This window comes from uncultured Bacteroides sp. (genome assembly GCF_902491285.1).
Taxonomy (GTDB): domain Bacteria; phylum Bacteroidota; class Bacteroidia; order Bacteroidales; family Bacteroidaceae; genus Bacteroides.
On record NZ_CABUHK010000023.1, the window covers coordinates 17,182 to 33,467 of the forward strand.

Consider the following 16,286-nt stretch of genomic DNA (forward strand, 5'->3'; position numbering starts at 1 on the left):
TAAGAATATGAAAATATATATTTTAGGCTTGGTTATAGCCGCTTCTACATTATCCTTGACCGGCTGTTCTGATTTTTTGGATACACCTGTACTCGGACAGCAGGATTTAGGTGAGTATTTTATCAATGAAGATCAATGTAAGCAACAAATTACAGGGTGTTATCAGTCCATATTTTGGGATGACTGGTGGCAGGTACAGAAGTTTTACCTGTGTGGTGACATGTGCACGGATGATATGTGGGTAGGTAATACAGGTGAGGATCAGGGTGCTTACGAAGATTTGGCCTTCTTTACGGGAGATGCTTATGGTGGGGGAGAATGTAGCCAGAACTTCTGGCAATACCGTTACAAAGGTATATTACGATGTAATATTGCAATTGAAAGAATACCGGGTGTAGAGTTTGAAGATGAATCGTTAAGAGACCGTTATGTGGCTGAGGCAAAGTTCCTGCGTGCTTATCAATACTTTGATTTGGTGAGATATTTTGGTGGTGTACCTATGGTGTTGGGAATGAAGATGCCTGTTGAAGTGGAAGGTATTCAGCGTGCTTCTACAGCAGAGGTATATACTCAGATTGAGAATGACCTGAAAGATGCTGCGGGCATCCTGCCGGTTAAAAGTGAATATTCCGGTGCAGATTTGGGCCGTGCAACCAAAGGGGCGGCACAAGGCTTGTTGGCGAAAGTTTATCTTTATCAAGAGAAATATGAAGAAGCAGAAGATATGTTGGAGCAAGTGATGGGATTGAACGGTCATGCGTCACAAGGGTATGATTTATTGGATGATTTTGGAGATGTATGGAGCATATCTCATAACAACAGCGTCGAATCGTTGTTTGAAGTACAGACTAATAGTGACATAGCTTATAATTTAGGACTTAGAATGCCTGTCGTTTGTGGTTCTCGTGATGATGGAGGCTGGGCATGGGGACTGCCTACTAGCAATCTCGAAGAAGCTTTCAAAGATGCAGGTGATGATATTCGTTTGAAATGGACTATTATTAAGGATAAAGCGACAAGCGTACCAGGCGATTCTCACTGGTCGGCTACTGTACCTTATTCGGTTTCTACTACTTCGCATAAATCAGGTCGTGTGACCCGTAAGGTGTACATTCCTCATAGCCAACGTCCGGAACCTTATGATGCATCTCATAATCCGTTGAACTATCGTATTTTGCGTTATGCGGACGTGTTGTTGATGTATGCTGAGGTTGAAAATGCACTGGGAGATGACGGACAGGCCCGCTGGGCATTGAATAAGGTAAGAGAACGTGTTGAACTGGACCCGGTAGAATCGGATGGAACTGCTCTTCGTGACGCCATACGCCGGGAACGTCGTCTTGAACTGGCTTTGGAGAATCAGCGGTTGTTTGATATCCGTCGTTGGAAGAATGATAGTGGTAAGTCTGTAATGAGTGATATTATGGGACCGAATGGCTCATTTGTAAAATATAATACAGAAGAGTCTGCCGATCCATATGAAGTTGGTAATCAAAAAGAAAGTAGCTCTAAAGGGCGCAACTTCAAGGAAGAGCGTGACTTAGTGTTCCCAATCCCTACAACAGAGATTACCCAAAGTAATGGTAGCATAGTACAGAATCCCGGATATAATTAATTAAATCATTATGAAACACAGAAATTTATTTATAGGACTTTCATGCATGGCGGCAGGGCTCTGCGCATGTAATGACGAATATACATTCGTGCCGGAATATGAAGTTAAGTTGCCGACTGATACTACTATCAATGTAACTATTGACGCTTCAACAGTATATCAGACTATTGATGGTTTTGCTTCTTCCGATGCATGGGATATGGAGTATGTGGGTAAATATTGGAGTACTTCCAATAAGGAAGCTATTGCCAGATTGCTTTTCTCCTGCGACGTTGATGATAAAGGAAATTCATCAGGCATCGGCCTGTCCATGTGGCGGTTTAATTTAGGAGGAGGTTCTGAAGAACAAGATGATGCGAGTGGTATTGTCTCAGATAAGAAAGAGCGTCGTGTCGAGTGCTTCCTGACAGGTGCAAACGGTGGTTATGACTGGTCTAAGTCTGCCGGACGAAGATATTTCATGGAAAAGGCAAAAGAGTATGGTTGTGAGTCGTTTGTGCTGTTCAGTAACACGCCTCCTGTGTATTATACCTATAATGGTCAGGCGCGTTCAGACAAAGGAGCCTGGAGTAATTTAAAACCGGAACATTATGATGATTTTGCTGACTTTTTAGCTACTTGTGCCAAGCATTTTGTGGATGAAGGCTACAATATAAGCCATATTAGTCCGGTTAATGAACCTCAGTATAACTGGAATGGAAATGAGCAAGAAGGTTCTGCCTGGCAGAACACAGAAGTGGCAACACTAGCTAAGGCGCTGGATGCAAGTCTGACGGCGAAGGGGTTGACTGATACTCAGATGCTATTGGCTGAAGCCGGAAAATGGGATTACCTTTATGGTAATGGTGATGCCGGAAGTGCCCGCGGCGATGTAATCGAAGCGTTCTTTAATCCTGGTAACACGGATACTTATATCGGTGATCTGGCTCATTTGCCAAAGTTGATTTGCGGACATAGCTATTGGTTGGATACAAACTGGAGTAATATGTATTCTGTCCGTTCTTCCGTCAAGTCAAAAGCAGAACAATACGGTTTGAAAGTCTATCAGACAGAATGGAGTATGTTGAGCGAAAACTATGAAGACTATGCTAGTTATGGAGATGCTTCTTATATGGATCTGGCTTTGAGTATGGCGAAAGTGATTCATCAGGATTTGGCTACAGCCAATGTCAGTTCCTGGTCGTACTGGACCACTTGTAGCCGTGAACGCTGGAGTCAGAAGAGCCGTTTTTATCTGATTCGCCTTTCTCCCGATGGAAAAGACGGCGAAAGCTACGAGGATCTGGCTACTAACGGCACTTATAAGGCCAGCAAAAATCTTTGGGTATTGGGTAATTACAGTGCATTTGTGCGTCCAGGTTATCAGCGTATTGATTTAAAGATGGAAGAAGAAACGAAGGATTTCTTTGCTACAGCTTATATTTCACCGGAGAAAGATAAACTGGTAGTGGTATATACAAATATGACCGATAAACGTGCGGAAATAAATAATACGTTTGAAGGATTAGGTAAAGAAGTGGGTGGTTTTGAACAATACACTACTTCTGAAGCAAAGGACTTGAAACGTGAACCCGGCTATAATAAAGGTGTGGTACCTGCTAAAGGTATATCTACCTTTATTTATACTCTTCAATAAAATGGTTTTCAACAGGTATTAGATTAGACTATGAAAGGTAAAACGCTCTTAGCCGCTTTAGGCTTCTTCTCAATCGCAGGTATGGCGGGTGGATGTTCTTCCCGTCCTGCCCCCGATATCAATTTTCAGATAGAAACGGACAAACCCTGTCAAACGATGGCATATTTCGGCGCTTCCGATGCCTGGAGTATGCAATTCATCGGACTTTGGCCGCAGGAAAAGCAGAATCAGATTGCCGACTGGCTATTCAGCACCGAGAATGATGCGAACGGACAGCCGAAGGGTATTGGCCTGTCTCTCTGGCGTTTCAACGTCGGGGCGGGCAGCACTGAACAGGGCGAAGCCAGTCAGATTGCTTCCCCCTGGATGCGTGCCGAATGTTTCCTCAACGCCGACGGAACATACGACTGGAACAAGCAACGGGGACAGCGCAACTTCCTGAAACTGGCAAAGGAACGGGGAGTGAACAAATTCCTTGCTTTCTTGAACTCTCCCCCTGTGTATTATACGCAGAACGGGTTGGCTACCAATACCGGTCGTGGCGGCACGGCTAACTTGAAGCCGGACTGTTACGAAAAGTACGCCCGTTTTCTGGCAGACGTAGTGCAAGGGGTAGAAGAGCATGACGGTATCAAATTTGATTACATTTGTCCTTTCAACGAACCGGACGGGCACTGGAACTGGGTGGGGCCAAAACAGGAAGGCTGTCCGGCAACAAACAGGGAGGTAGCTCATACCGTCCGCTTGTTGAGCAAAGAGTTCGTAAACCGGAATATGGATACACAGATTCTTGTCAATGAGTCTTCCGACTACCGTTGTATGTTCCGCACTCACGAAACGGACTGGCAGCGGGGATATCAGATTCAGGCTTTCTTTTGTCGGGATAGTGTGGATACGTACTTGGGAGATACACCGAATGTTCCCCGACTGATGCTTGGACATAGTTACTGGACTACTACGCCATTGAGCGAACTGCGCAATATCCGTTGTCAGTTGCGCGATACATTGGACAAGCATAATGTCGACTTCTGGCAGACAGAGACTTGCATCATGGGTAATGATGAAGAAATCGGCGGCGGAAACGGCTTCGACCGTACGATGAAAACTGCGCTCTATGTAGCCCGTATCATCCATCATGACATCGTATATGCCAAAGCTAAGAGCTGGCAATGGTGGCGTGCCATCGGTGGTGACTACAAAGACGGATTGATTCGTGAATACACAACGGGCGACAACTTCTTGGATGGCAGGGTAGAAGACTCCAAACTCATGTGGGCTTTGGGAAATTACAGTCGCTTTATCCGTCCGGGAGCTGTACGGTTATCCGTCTCGGCTTTCGATAAGACAGGTGCTTTGATTCCCGATGGTGATACCGACCAACAAGGATTGATGTGTTCTGCTTATAAGAATGTAGACGGAACGTATGTGATGGTAGTTATTAATTATGCCAATGAAGAAAAAGAGTTTTCTATTTATAAAGAAAAAGTAGGAAATGCACAATGGCAGATTTATCGTACTTCAGATAAAGAAGGGGAAGACTTGCTTCCGGTGGGGATAGTGAAAAGTGGAAAGATTGTTCAGATTCCGGCGCGCTCTATTGTAACTCTTCAGAACAAATAACTAAAAACGGCTTTATCTTTTTATTTCTTTTTGAAAGCTGTACATTTGTGTGTCCGTCCATTACTACGAAGGTAATGGAGGGACACAATGCATAAAAAAGGAGGCATTTTATGGACAATAGAGGAAATATTGTCATTTATCAGACCAAGGATGGAAAAATGTCCATTGATGTGAAGTTGGAGAATGAGACGGTGTGGCTGACATTGAGTCAGATAACAGAACTTTTTGATCGTGACAAATCGGTGATATCAAGACATATAAGTAATGTGTTTAGAGAAGGTGAGCTAGACAGAAGTTCAGTTGTTGCAAAAAATGCAACAACTGCTTCTGATGGAAAGATATATCAAGTAGAGTATTTCAATCTGGATGTAATCATCTCCGTCGGCTATCGTGTAAAGTCGCAACGCGGCACCCAATTTCGTATCTGGGCAAACAAAGTGTTAAAGGATTATCTGATTAAAGGTTATGCCATTAATCAGCAAGCCAAAGCTGCTCAACTGGAAGATTTGAAGAACACCGTGCGCCTTCTTTCTAACGTCATCGAACACAAGCAATTGACGTTGGATGAAGCCAATGGACTATTGCGTGTGATTACCGATTACACTTACGGTCTGGATACGCTCGATAAATATGACTATCAACAATTGGAAGTGGACTCCACTACTCCTACCTGGGAATTCCGTGCCACCTATGAAGAAGCTATGGAAGCCATTCACCTTTTGCAGGAAAAGTTCGGAAGCAGTGATTTGTTTGGAAATGAAAAGGACCAGTCATTCAAAAGTTCTATTAATACCATTTATCAGACATTCGGTGGAGAAGAACTTTATCCGAGCGTTGAAGAGAAAGCAGCGATGCTTTTCTACCTTGTCGTGAAGAATCATTCGTTCAGTGACGGTAACAAGCGTATTGCCGCTTTCCTGCTTCTTTGGTTTCTGGAGAAGAACGGTATACTGTATAAATCCGACGGTTCGAAGTTAATCGGCAACAATACCCTTGTAGCACTTACGTTAATGATTGCCGAAAGTCGGACGGAAGAAAAGGACGTGATGGTGAAGGTAGTAATCAATTTGATTAATAAGAATAATTGAATTCAGGTCTTATTAATGAGTGATATAGATAACGAGAGATACCTCGCCACAAGGTGTTTCTCATTTACACAAAATATTTTATAGTGCCAATATCAGGGCTAATTTGCTTTCAATTTCTTCTGATACTCATCCGAATTCAATATCTTCAAAGCTTTTTGCACACTCTCATTCGTCGTATTCATTACCCGGAAATATTCGTTCATATCCCAGAGGTCACGGGCAATCAAGGCTTTGAGTTGCGTCTTGATTAGCGGGAGCGATTTCTGGTACTGCTCTTCGTTAAACTTCACGCCCTCTTTATCACCCATTTCACGCAAAGTAGCCATCATTTCATCATCTATGATAAACTTATCATTAAATGATTCGAATTTCTTGTACTTGTTGGCTAATTCCTTCCGGTGTCCTTCGATAAACTTCATGGTGAACTTGATAACAACGCCTTTGGCTACCAGGTTGCGGTGATAATCCGTGTAGAGAGTCGTATCAATAGGCACGAAATAATCCGGCATGATGCCACCACCACCGTAAACGGTACGTCCGAGCTTCTTGGTCTGTACTTTTAATGAGTCGGGGAAGTGGATACTGTCGGCATTCATCAGCTCACCGTGGTTGAAGCGTTCTATCAAGTCCTTGTTGTAATCTGTCGAACTGTCGTAAGGCTTTTGGATGCAGCGGCCGGCGGGTGTATAATAACGGGCGATAGTCAGGCGAATCATTGAGCCGTCGGGAAGGTCGATAGGACGTTGCACCAATCCTTTGCCGAAAGAACGCCGGCCTACGATAATACCTCTGTCCCAATCCTGCACTGCTCCACTGACGATTTCACTGGCGGAAGCTGTATATTCGTCAACCAATACGATAAGGCGACCATTACGGAAGTCCCCGTTTCCTTTGGCGTAGAAATCGCTGCGCTTGGCAGTCCGTCCTTCGGTGTAGACGATTAATTCCTTTTGTTCCAGAAACTCGTTGGCGAGGTCGATGGCAGCATTGAGATACCCTCCACCGTTACCTTGCAGGTCGAGAATCATATCTTTCATTCCCTGCTTTTGAAGTTCCTTCATTGCTTTCTTGAACTCTTCGGCAGTTGTCGCTCCGAAACGGTTGATACGGATATAGCCTGTCTTGGGCTGAATCATGTAAGAGGCGTCAAGGCTGAGGATAGGTATCTTATCTCTTTTTACGGTGAATACCAAAGGGTCTTGTACACCACGGCGGATAATTTTCAGATTGACTTTGGAGCCTTTCGGGCCGCGAAGGCGTTTCATAATATCTTCCGTATTCATCTTTACTCCAGCAATGGCACTGTCGTTGACAGCGATAATGCGGTCACCGGCAAGGATGCCCACCTTTTCTGAAGGCCCGTTGCTGACAGGTTGCACCACTAGCAAGGTGTCTTCAATCATCTGGAACTGTACACCGATACCCTCGAAGTTGCCTTGTAATGGTTCGTTCATCTTCTTCACTTCTTCTGCATCTGAGTAGGTGGAGTGCGGGTCGAGTTGTGCCAGCATTTTGATAATGGCTTCTTCTACCAGTTTGTTTTCATCTACTTTGTCTACATAGAAGTTGGAGATGGCAAATTCTGCCATTTGCAGCTTGCGCATGGCAGCCGAACCGAAATTCTGAGCCTGTACGGCTGATACTGTCCACAGACAAGCCCAAAGGACGTATATTTTAATCTTATTCATAATTTTACTTTACTCCATTCTCAGCTTATCCTCATTCCTTTGGGAATAAACTGGCTGATATCTTTATTATAGGTCAATAACTCGCGTACGATGGTGGAGCTGACGCAGGTCAGTTCGGGTTCCGTGAAGAGCAGGATCGTTTCAATGCCTGCCAGCTTGCGGTTGATATCCGCAATCGTCTCTTCGTACTCGAAATCTTTCACGGTACGGATGCCGCGGACGATGAACTGTGCTCCTACTTCCTGTGCAAAGTCAATTGTCAGACAGTCATAGGACATCACTGTGATGCGAGGTTCGTCTTTATAAAGTTCCCGAATCATTTCTTCCCTTTTCTCGATGGGGAAATACGTATTTTTGTTCTCGTTGATACCGATTCCTATCACAATCTCGTCCATAAAGGTAAGTGCACGTTCCACTACCGAATAATGTCCGATGGTGAAGGGGTCGAAAGTACCCGGGAATATTGCTCTTCTCATGATGCCAAGTCTTCTTCTATAACCAAGTTGTCTATAATAAAGTTCTGCCGTTCCATAGTATTCTTGCCCATGTAGAACTCAAGAAGCTCTTTTACTGCGTCTGTCTTGCGCAGTGTCACTTGTTCCAGGCGCATATCCTTGCCGATAAAGTGCTTGAACTCGTCCGGCGAAATTTCTCCCAATCCTTTGAATCGGGTGATTTCGGGATTCGGGCCTAATTCGTTGATGGCGTTGATGCGCTCTTCTTCGCTGTAACAATAGCTTGTTTTTTTCTTGTTGCGCACGCGGAACAAGGGAGTTTGCAGGATATATACATGCCCCTTCTTGATAAGGTCGGGGAAGAATTGCAGGAAGAAAGTAATCAGCAGCAGGCGGATGTGCATGCCGTCCACATCGGCATCGGTGGCTACGATGACTTTGTTGTAGCGCAACCCCTCTATTCCGTCCTCTATGTTGAGAGCCGCCTGGAGCAGGTTGAACTCTTCATTTTCGTAAACCACTTTCTTTGTCAGGCCGAAAGAGTTCAGCGGCTTACCACGAAGGCTGAATACTGCCTGGGTGTTGACATCACGGCTTTTGGTGATGGAACCACTGGCGGAGTCTCCCTCGGTGATAAAGATGCAGGAGTCTTCTTCCAGCCCTTTTCCCTTCGGGTCGTTGAGGTGGATGCGGCAGTCGCGCAGTTTACGGTTGTGCAGGTTCGCCTTCTTGGCACGCTCGCGGGCAAGTTTCGTCACGCCTGCGATGGCCTTGCGTTCCTTTTCCGATTCCTGTATCTTTTGTTGGATTGCTTCGGCTACGTCTGCGTGCTTGTGGAGGAAGTTGTCTACTTCCTGTTTGATGAAGTCGCCTACGTATTTGTTGACCGTCACACCACCGGGAACCATATTGGTGGAACCTAGTTTGGTCTTGGTCTGGCTTTCGAAAATAGGCTCTTCCACGTTGACGGCAATGGCGGCAACCAGTCCGTTACGGATATCGGTGTAGTCCATGTTCTTGTTGAAGAACTCCTTGATGGTACGGGCGATATGCTCCTTGAAAGCACTTTGGTGTGTACCGCCTTGCGTGGTGTGCTGGCCGTTGACGAAGGAGTAATACTCTTCTCCGTATTGTCCGGTATGGGTGAAGGCTATTTCGATGTCTTCCCCTTTCAGGTGGATAATCGGATAAAGTCCGGTGGCCGTCATGTTGTCGTTCAGAAGGTCGACGAGACCGTTGCGCGACAGGATGCGGTGTCCGTTATAGATAATGGCAAGCCCTGTGTTGAGATACGTATAGTTACGTAGCATCGTCTCGATAAATTCGGGCTTGAAACTGTAATTCAGGAATAATGTGTTGTCCGGTTCGAAGAAGATATATGTTCCGTTTTCTTCTTCAGTGTCTTGGGTGTCGTCAGTCAGCAGGGTTCCTTTGGAGAAGGTGGCCATACGTACTTTGCCGTCGCGATAACTGCGTACCTCGAAACGGGAGCTCAGTGCGTTGACGGCTTTCACACCGACACCGTTCAGTCCGACACTTTTCTTGAATGCTTTGCTGTCGTACTTGCCACCTGTATTCAGCATGCTGACGGCTTCAATCAGTTTTCCTTGCGGAATGCCTCGCCCGTAGTCGCGGACACTGACACGAAGGTTTTCTTCCACGGTAATCTCGATTTTCTTACCGGCTTGCATTTTGAACTCGTCAATACTGTTGTCAATTACTTCTTTCAGGAGGACATAGATTCCGTCTTCGGCATGTGCACCGTCGCCCAGCCTACCGATATACATACCGGGGCGTGTGCGCACATGTTCCATGTCGCTCAGGTGGCGGATGTTGTCGTCAGTGTACTCTACTGCATTGTTGTTGTCTACAGGTATCAATTCGTTCTCTTCCATAGCTGTTTTTTTATTTTATCTCTTTGATGAACGCACGGCGGCGCTTATGTTGTTGAGTCTCAAAGTAATCCCATTGTGCCTGAACCTTTCCGTTCAGTTCCAGTTCGGGGTTGCTTTCCGCAAAGATAAAACCTAATTTTTGATAAACTGGAATTAAATCGGAAAATAACAAAGCGTTAACACCTTTGTTCTGATATTCCGGTTTCACTGCAACAAGTAGTAAATCAAGCATTTTGGCACGGCGTTTCATGAATAATGCTTTCAACAGGTAGAACCATCCGAGGGGCAGCAGGCGTCCGTGCGACTTTTGCAGGGCTTCGGCCAGTGAGGGCATGGAGATGCCTACGCAGACCAACTCGTCGTTGGCATCGGTGATAAGGGTCACCATACGCAAGTCGAGGATGGGCAGGTACATTTTCACGTACTGGTTAATCTGTCGCTGTGTCAGTGGAGAATAGCCGTAGAGCGGGCTGTATGCTTCGTTCATCAGCTCGAAAATCTTCTGTCCGTAGTCTTTGGCTATTTTCCTTCCGGAAGTGTATTTTTTTATCTTGAGATTATATTTCCGTTGAATCAGTTCGGAAATGCGCTTGTGTTTGTCGGGGATGGCATCGGGAATGTAGATTTGGTATTCTACCCAGTCGGCGTCTTTTTCAAAGCCGAGTTTCTCCATGTGTACCGGATAGTAGGGGTAGTTGTAGATGGTAGCCATGGTGCTGAGTTGGTCGAATCCTTCGATAAGCATTCCTTCCGCATCGAAATCGGTAAATCCGAGAGGCCCGGCAATGTGCGTCATGCCCCGTTCCTTTCCCCAGTCTTCTACGGTCTTGATGAGTGCGGAAGAGACTTCGGGGTCGTCAATGAAATCTATCCATCCGAAACGGACATTCTTGCAGCCCCATTTCTCATTTGCACGGTTGTTGATGATAGCGGCTACGCGCCCTACGATTTTATCGTCCCGGTATGCCAGGAAATAATCTGCTTCACAGAACTCGAATGCCGCATTCTTCTTTTTATTGAACGTATTGAGCATATCGTCATAGAGGTCGGGCACGGAATAAGGGTTGTCCTTATACATCCTGTAATTGAAACGGATAAATTTCTTCAGCTCACTCTTTGTGGTGACTTTCTTGATTGTAATAGCCATATCTCGTATTTATGATTGAGGGAACAAAGATACGTGATAATCTTCAAATTACAACGCAGAGGGTGGCAAAAACTGTATATGATGAATTGAAGAGTGGGTTTACTTTGAAGAGAAACAATAGACATTCCCTGCAAAGTCGCAAACAACCATCCGGTTGCCGGATACGGCTATGGTCGAGAATACGGGGGCTCCGAGATTATATTTATCTTTTATGATTCCCGTTGCCTGGTCGATGGCATATAGATAACCGTCGGAAGCTCCGAGATAGACGATTCCCTGTGACGCTACGGGGCTTGTTTCCACTCCGGCTTGGGGGGTGCTGGAATAAGGGGCGGTATACACAAGTGAAGGTGATGTCTCTACTTTCCATTTATTGAAAAGTGTAGATTTGTCCAGTGCGAAAACTCCACGGTCGGCTGTGCCGAAGATAATTTCCTGTTCGGTGACGAGCGGGGTGGATGTAACGTCCAGGTTGGCCGATAGCTCTTTTTGTTGGAGTACTTTTCCGGTTTTCGGTTCTATGGTGAAGAAGCTTTTGGAAGAGATAATCCACAATGTTCCGTCTTTATAGACCGGAGATGCTCCCCGGTTGCCGAGTCCGTTGCCGGAGAGTTTCCAAAGTAGTTTCCCAGTGCAGATGTCGTTGCCGTATAATCCTCCCCATTGGGTTCCGCTGACTAATACATCTCCGGCAACGGTCAGTGTTGTAGTAGAGCCTTCCCGCTGTTTCCAGTCTTTGTTAGTCCATATTGTTTGTCCTGTTTTTAAGTCATAGGCAGATAGTCCGGTACCGATTCCGGCATAGACTACACCTTTATCTATGGTCACTCCTTCAGTCAGATAGGGGTAACTGTCAAGATTGATATATTGTTTCCAAAGTAACTTTCCTGATTCTGCGTCTAAAGCATATAGATTGCAAGAAGCGTCCTGGGCTATTACAACTCCATTCTCATAGGCAATTGTATTTTTTATGGAGTTTACCGTGCGGAACTTCCATAACGGTTTGCCGGAGCTGAAATCAAATGCGCAGATAGAAGTGTTCAGTGACACATTATCATCGGTGGTAGCGATGAATATCCTTTGTCCGGCGATAATGGGAGAAGTCATAAAGATGTTGCTGCCAGTGTTGGCTGTCCATTGCAGTTGCAGAGGGAGCTTGATTTGAGAACCGTTGATGCCTCCGGAGTGCGCTGCGTTTTGAAGTAGGGTGTTCCAGTCTTTGCCCGGAATAGTAGGCGGGTTGAAATCTTTTTGATAAGTGAATTGGCTGGTAGCAGTCGCTTTCTTTCCGTCGTTGAAGAATGAGGTTACTGTAAGATTCAGTTTCTTTCCATTTTCATTCACTGGCATTTGGATGTTTTCACTCCAATTCCAGTCAGTGAGAGAGGTAAGATTACCTTTGGCTATTTCCTGATTATTCTCCGCATCGCTCAGGATATAAGAAACACGTGATGTTTTCGCTTGCGAGTGATATGTGTTGACGGAAACAAGAAGCAGGTTTTCGTCTGCAGAAGCAGTAGCAGTAGTCTGGTTGTTCATTGGAGAGACGATGGCTATTTGCGGTTCGATGAAAGCGTATCTCAATTCTGTACTGATGTTATTATTGGCATCTACCTTAATATCACGGAAAGAAGAGGGTGAGTGGTCAATGCCGCCTTTGTCTAACGTTCCGGTGCAGATTGTGTAAATTCCATTCTGATTGCGGACGTAGTTGTAGTGCATATGCCCGTATATTTGCGCTTTTGTATTGAAAGCACGCAGGTCGAGTATATGTTCATTGTCGGCTTTGAATACGAAAGTGTCACTTGCGGTGAATAGGTCATGATTGAAAAGAATCAGTGCTTGCCCTTTCTTCATCAGTGCGAGGTCATTTTTCAGCCAGTTATATACGTCTTTCAGTGTATAATCAGTCGGATTGTCTCCGTGGCTGATGGGGGTGACTACATAATGGATATTGCCGATGTCGAATGAATACCATGTCGGTCCGTAGAGAGATTCGTAGAGTTCTTCGCCATATTTGCCTTTCACCAGGTCGTGATTGCCGATACAATAATAAACGGGGCAATCCATCGTTTGTGAATTGACCACTTGGTTGTGCATTGTGAGCCCCGGTTCGTAACAGATGTCACCGGTATGAATCAGGAAGGCCGGTTTCTCGTTGTTGATGTAATGTTTCAGGTCTGTCACCCAACGTCCCATCCCACCGGTCACTTCGGTGTCGGTGATTTGGACGAAAGAGTGCTCTTTCGATTTAGTCTGTTCGCTCTCCGATAGCAGGAAATCGTAGCTTTTTCTATTTTCTTTGGTAGAAAGATAGAATTGCTGTGTTTTATATCCCGCAGGAGTTGTAATAGTGATGAACCGTGTCTTTTCGAATCCGGGTAAAGAGAACCGACCCTTCTTATCTGTCTTTACTACGTTCAATCCGTCGGTTACCATAACGCCCGCCAGCGGCTTGTCGCCTTTGTTAAATATGCCCGATTGGTCGGTGTCGACATAGACTGTTCCTTTGAATTGAGCGCTTAGTGGCAGATATAGTAAAAATGAGATTAGTATGACAGATAATCTTTTCATGGTCAGTTCTCCGGTTTTTAGTGTGTTAAGCTAATTATTCCTTTTTTATTTCAGTTGTTTCATTTCTTCATTGTAGCGTGCTTCTTCTTTGCATAAAGGTTTGTACCACGTCTTTCTTAATATGAGTGTGGTGACCAGAAGCAGAGCGATGGAACTCCACAGTCCCAGTTGTTCGCGGACAACGAGGTACATCGGAATGATGGTAAGCGTACATTGCCAAACGATACCGATTGCCACGTTGAAAGCGTCTCTTTTGAAGTTTCTGTTTGGCCGGATGTGGGGATAACGGGCCAACGCTTTTTTTTCAACCGGCTTCCACCATCCCCAGGGGCGTACACGGGTATAGAAGTTGATAAGTGTCTCTTCATCAGTCGGGGGAGCGCTGTAAGTTCCGGCGATACATCCTATCAGGGAAACGCCAAACAGAACGGGGAAGAAATACAGTACCCATGCATCAGGGACAGTAAATTTCATAACGATTGCCGCCAATACTCCGGCTGTCATTCCCCAGAAATAGCCTTCACCATTGAAGCGCCACCAGTGCCATTTCAGTACGTTGGCTGCGATATATCCACCGAAGAGTGCGCCTACAATCCATTGGAAGATTTCATTGATATCTTTCAGGAAGAATCCGATGACGGTGCTGACTACTACCACTGCAACAGAAATAACATAACTGCTGCGGATTTGCGTTTTTACGCTTGCTTTCGGGTTGATATATTTCAGATAAATGTCATTCACGATATATGCGGGAGCTGCATTCACCGTAGAAGCGAAAGTAGACATAAATGCAGCCAATAGCCCTGCCAGCAATAGCCCTGCCAGTCCGGCAGGCACATAACGGGTAATCAAATGGGGAAGAATCGTCTCAAAATCCGTCCGTGTAACTTCCATTTGTGCCATTCCGCCATCCTCTTTGAAGAAGTAGATAGCCAGCAATGCGAATCCCATAATCATCAGGTAGCGGGGGATTAATAATACCACGGATACGGAACCGCTCATCATAGCCGCTTCTTTCGGAGATTTGCAGGACAGAATCTTCTGCATATCATAGTTGGGAGCGGGGCCTGCCATACTCATAAAGATTCCTTTCAGTAACGCCATCATGACGAAAATGCTAATCAGGCTGTAAGGTTCGTTAGCCATTCGCTCGGTAAGAAGATTCATCCGGCTGCTCCAGTCAATATCGAGCGTCCACCCGAAGAAAGGTGAATCCCAGCCGACGGGAACAAATGAGTGAATCATATCCGGTGCTACCATCTGCATGCCGATGACAACAATAACGATACCTGCTACCGTCATAATCAGGAACTGAACGACATCCGTCCATACGATACTCAACATTCCGCCGAGCATCACATAGAAAGTCGCGATTGTGGTAAAGAAAATACCGTATACATGAGGGACATATTCAGCAGGAACATTGAAAGGAATAAATGGAGATACCACTTCCCAAGGGATGAATATCTCCATAAATTTACCAATACCTATGAATCCATAACTTAAAAAACCGAGTACGCTGAGTAACGCGAATACGATCACAATCGTATGTGAAAGCGTTGAACCTTTTCCTTTTCCGAAACGGGTTTTAATCCATTCGGCACCGGTGAGCACGTTGGAACGGCGCAGCCACACGGATAAGTAAACCATGAGGAATATCTGGTTGAATACCGGCCATAGCCAGGGAATCCAAAGACTTTTGAAGCCATAGGCGAATGCCCAATATACCATTAGCATTGTGCCCGTAATATCGAACATTCCGGAGGCGTTGGACAATCCCAGCATATAGAACGGTAATGATTTTCCTCCTAAGAAATAGGAATCCATATTTTGGGCAGCACGTTTTTTAAGGATAAGTCCGATGACAATCATTGCGATAAGATAGGCGCATATGATAAGAAGGTCGGCAGTGTGTAATTTCATACTATTGTTTTAAGTCGATTTATATATTGTATGTTCTTTGCTGCAAAGGTAGGGAGAAAGAGTTGGGCAAACAAGTATTATTTTAGCACATTCTGATACTAAACAATAAATGCTTCTTATTCCTTATGATATTAATTCATTCCTTAGATTCCCTGCCTGTATATGTTTTATGCCATTGTGCGAAGGTAAAACCATATCGTCAATTGAGACCACCAGCTTTGGAAGGTTATCATTTATGCTCTCTAATGGCGAGAACTCCCGTTCTATGGTACTTTGATCTGCCATTATATAAGAGCACTGTATATAAACGGTTTCTCCTGTTTTTTGAGTAGCGAAGTCAATTTCTTTGCCTTTGGTATTGCTTGTATAAACTTTATATCCCATACGGAGTAAATCCAAGTAAACTGCGTTTTCTATCTGGTAGCCAAAGCCGTAACCATAACCAGGATAGAGATAATTTTTATAAGCAAGATCATTAATGTAGAACTTACTTGTTCTGGAAAAGGTTTCTTTTCCCTTGATGTCATAACGACTTTGTTTGTCTCTACGAGCTTGCAAATACTTTCCACAGAAGCAGCAGAACGGACTCCGTGAGCCAGATGTAGCTAGTCTTTTTGCTGATTAAGATTGAAGATCTAAGCTATT

The 16,286-nt window shown here is 45.0% G+C and carries 11 protein-coding genes; 4 read left to right on the forward strand and 7 right to left on the reverse strand.

Features of this window, described 5'->3' with window-relative positions:
* The first annotated feature begins 7 nt into the window (after positions 1-7).
* From RDN93_RS08125 to rhuM, 4 genes are all read left to right on the forward strand, one after another.
* Positions 8-1,615 (forward strand): RagB/SusD family nutrient uptake outer membrane protein, encoded by a 1,608-nt coding sequence (locus RDN93_RS08125; RefSeq protein ID WP_308745038.1) that lies wholly within the window; start codon positions 8-10, stop codon positions 1,613-1,615.
* A 10-nt stretch (positions 1,616-1,625) separates the two neighbouring features.
* Positions 1,626-3,251, forward strand: a complete 1,626-nt coding sequence (locus RDN93_RS08130) for a glycoside hydrolase (protein ID WP_308745039.1) — start codon at positions 1,626-1,628, stop codon at positions 3,249-3,251.
* A 30-nt stretch (positions 3,252-3,281) separates the two neighbouring features.
* On the forward strand, positions 3,282-4,871 hold the full coding sequence (locus tag RDN93_RS08135) for a glycoside hydrolase family 30 protein (RefSeq protein WP_308745040.1): 1,590 nt from the start codon (positions 3,282-3,284) through the stop codon (positions 4,869-4,871).
* Between the two features lie 110 nt (positions 4,872-4,981).
* The gene (gene rhuM, locus RDN93_RS08140; RefSeq protein WP_308745041.1) at positions 4,982-5,959 is read left to right on the forward strand and encodes a RhuM family protein; all 978 of its coding nucleotides are present in this window, start codon (positions 4,982-4,984) and stop codon (positions 5,957-5,959) included.
* Positions 5,960-6,057: 98 nt separating this feature from the next.
* Here rhuM and RDN93_RS08145 read toward each other — a convergent pair whose 3' ends face one another.
* The 7 genes from RDN93_RS08145 to RDN93_RS08175 form a co-directional block, all read right to left on the reverse strand.
* Positions 6,058-7,647, reverse strand: coding sequence for a S41 family peptidase (locus RDN93_RS08145; protein WP_308745042.1), 1,590 nt, complete (start codon positions 7,645-7,647; stop codon positions 6,058-6,060).
* Between the two features lie 20 nt (positions 7,648-7,667).
* Positions 7,668-8,123 (reverse strand): pantetheine-phosphate adenylyltransferase, encoded by a 456-nt coding sequence (gene coaD / locus RDN93_RS08150; protein WP_308745043.1) that lies wholly within the window; start codon positions 8,121-8,123, stop codon positions 7,668-7,670.
* Positions 8,120-9,997, reverse strand: a complete 1,878-nt coding sequence (locus RDN93_RS08155) for a DNA topoisomerase IV subunit B (RefSeq protein ID WP_308745044.1) — start codon at positions 9,995-9,997, stop codon at positions 8,120-8,122. Before RDN93_RS08155 ends, coaD begins: the two co-directional genes overlap by 4 nt.
* A gap of 10 nt (positions 9,998-10,007) precedes the next feature.
* Entirely contained in the window at positions 10,008-11,144 is a 1,137-nt protein-coding gene (locus tag RDN93_RS08160) for an N-acetyltransferase (protein WP_308745045.1), read from the reverse strand.
* A gap of 99 nt (positions 11,145-11,243) precedes the next feature.
* Positions 11,244-13,718, reverse strand: a complete 2,475-nt coding sequence (locus RDN93_RS08165) for a PQQ-binding-like beta-propeller repeat protein (RefSeq protein WP_308745046.1) — start codon at positions 13,716-13,718, stop codon at positions 11,244-11,246.
* 45 nt (positions 13,719-13,763) lie between these two features.
* Positions 13,764-15,641: a sodium:solute symporter family protein gene (locus RDN93_RS08170; RefSeq protein WP_308745047.1), complete on the reverse strand. Its 1,878-nt coding sequence runs from the start codon at positions 15,639-15,641 to the stop codon at positions 13,764-13,766.
* A 123-nt stretch (positions 15,642-15,764) separates the two neighbouring features.
* Positions 15,765-16,199 (reverse strand): hypothetical protein, encoded by a 435-nt coding sequence (locus tag RDN93_RS08175; RefSeq protein ID WP_308745048.1) that lies wholly within the window; start codon positions 16,197-16,199, stop codon positions 15,765-15,767.
* Between the last annotated feature and the right edge of the window lie 87 nt (positions 16,200-16,286).

Excerpts from the sequence above, each read along its gene's own strand:
- RDN93_RS08160 (WP_308745045.1), bottom strand. The coding sequence starts at position 11,144 with ATGGCTATTACAATCAAGAAAGTCACCACAAAGAGTGAGCTGAAGAAA.
- RDN93_RS08135 (WP_308745040.1), top strand. The coding sequence starts at position 3,282 with ATGAAAGGTAAAACGCTCTTAGCCGCTTTAGGCTTCTTCTCAATCGCA.
- RDN93_RS08170 (WP_308745047.1), bottom strand. The coding sequence starts at position 15,641 with ATGAAATTACACACTGCCGACCTTCTTATCATATGCGCCTATCTTATC.
- rhuM (WP_308745041.1), top strand. The coding sequence starts at position 4,982 with ATGGACAATAGAGGAAATATTGTCATTTATCAGACCAAGGATGGAAAA.
- RDN93_RS08125 (WP_308745038.1), top strand. The coding sequence starts at position 8 with ATGAAAATATATATTTTAGGCTTGGTTATAGCCGCTTCTACATTATCC.
- RDN93_RS08145 (WP_308745042.1), bottom strand. The coding sequence starts at position 7,647 with ATGAATAAGATTAAAATATACGTCCTTTGGGCTTGTCTGTGGACAGTA.
- RDN93_RS08165 (WP_308745046.1), bottom strand. The coding sequence starts at position 13,718 with ATGAAAAGATTATCTGTCATACTAATCTCATTTTTACTATATCTGCCA.
- RDN93_RS08155 (WP_308745044.1), bottom strand. The coding sequence starts at position 9,997 with ATGGAAGAGAACGAATTGATACCTGTAGACAACAACAATGCAGTAGAG.
- RDN93_RS08130 (WP_308745039.1), top strand. The coding sequence starts at position 1,626 with ATGAAACACAGAAATTTATTTATAGGACTTTCATGCATGGCGGCAGGG.
- coaD (WP_308745043.1), bottom strand. The coding sequence starts at position 8,123 with ATGAGAAGAGCAATATTCCCGGGTACTTTCGACCCCTTCACCATCGGA.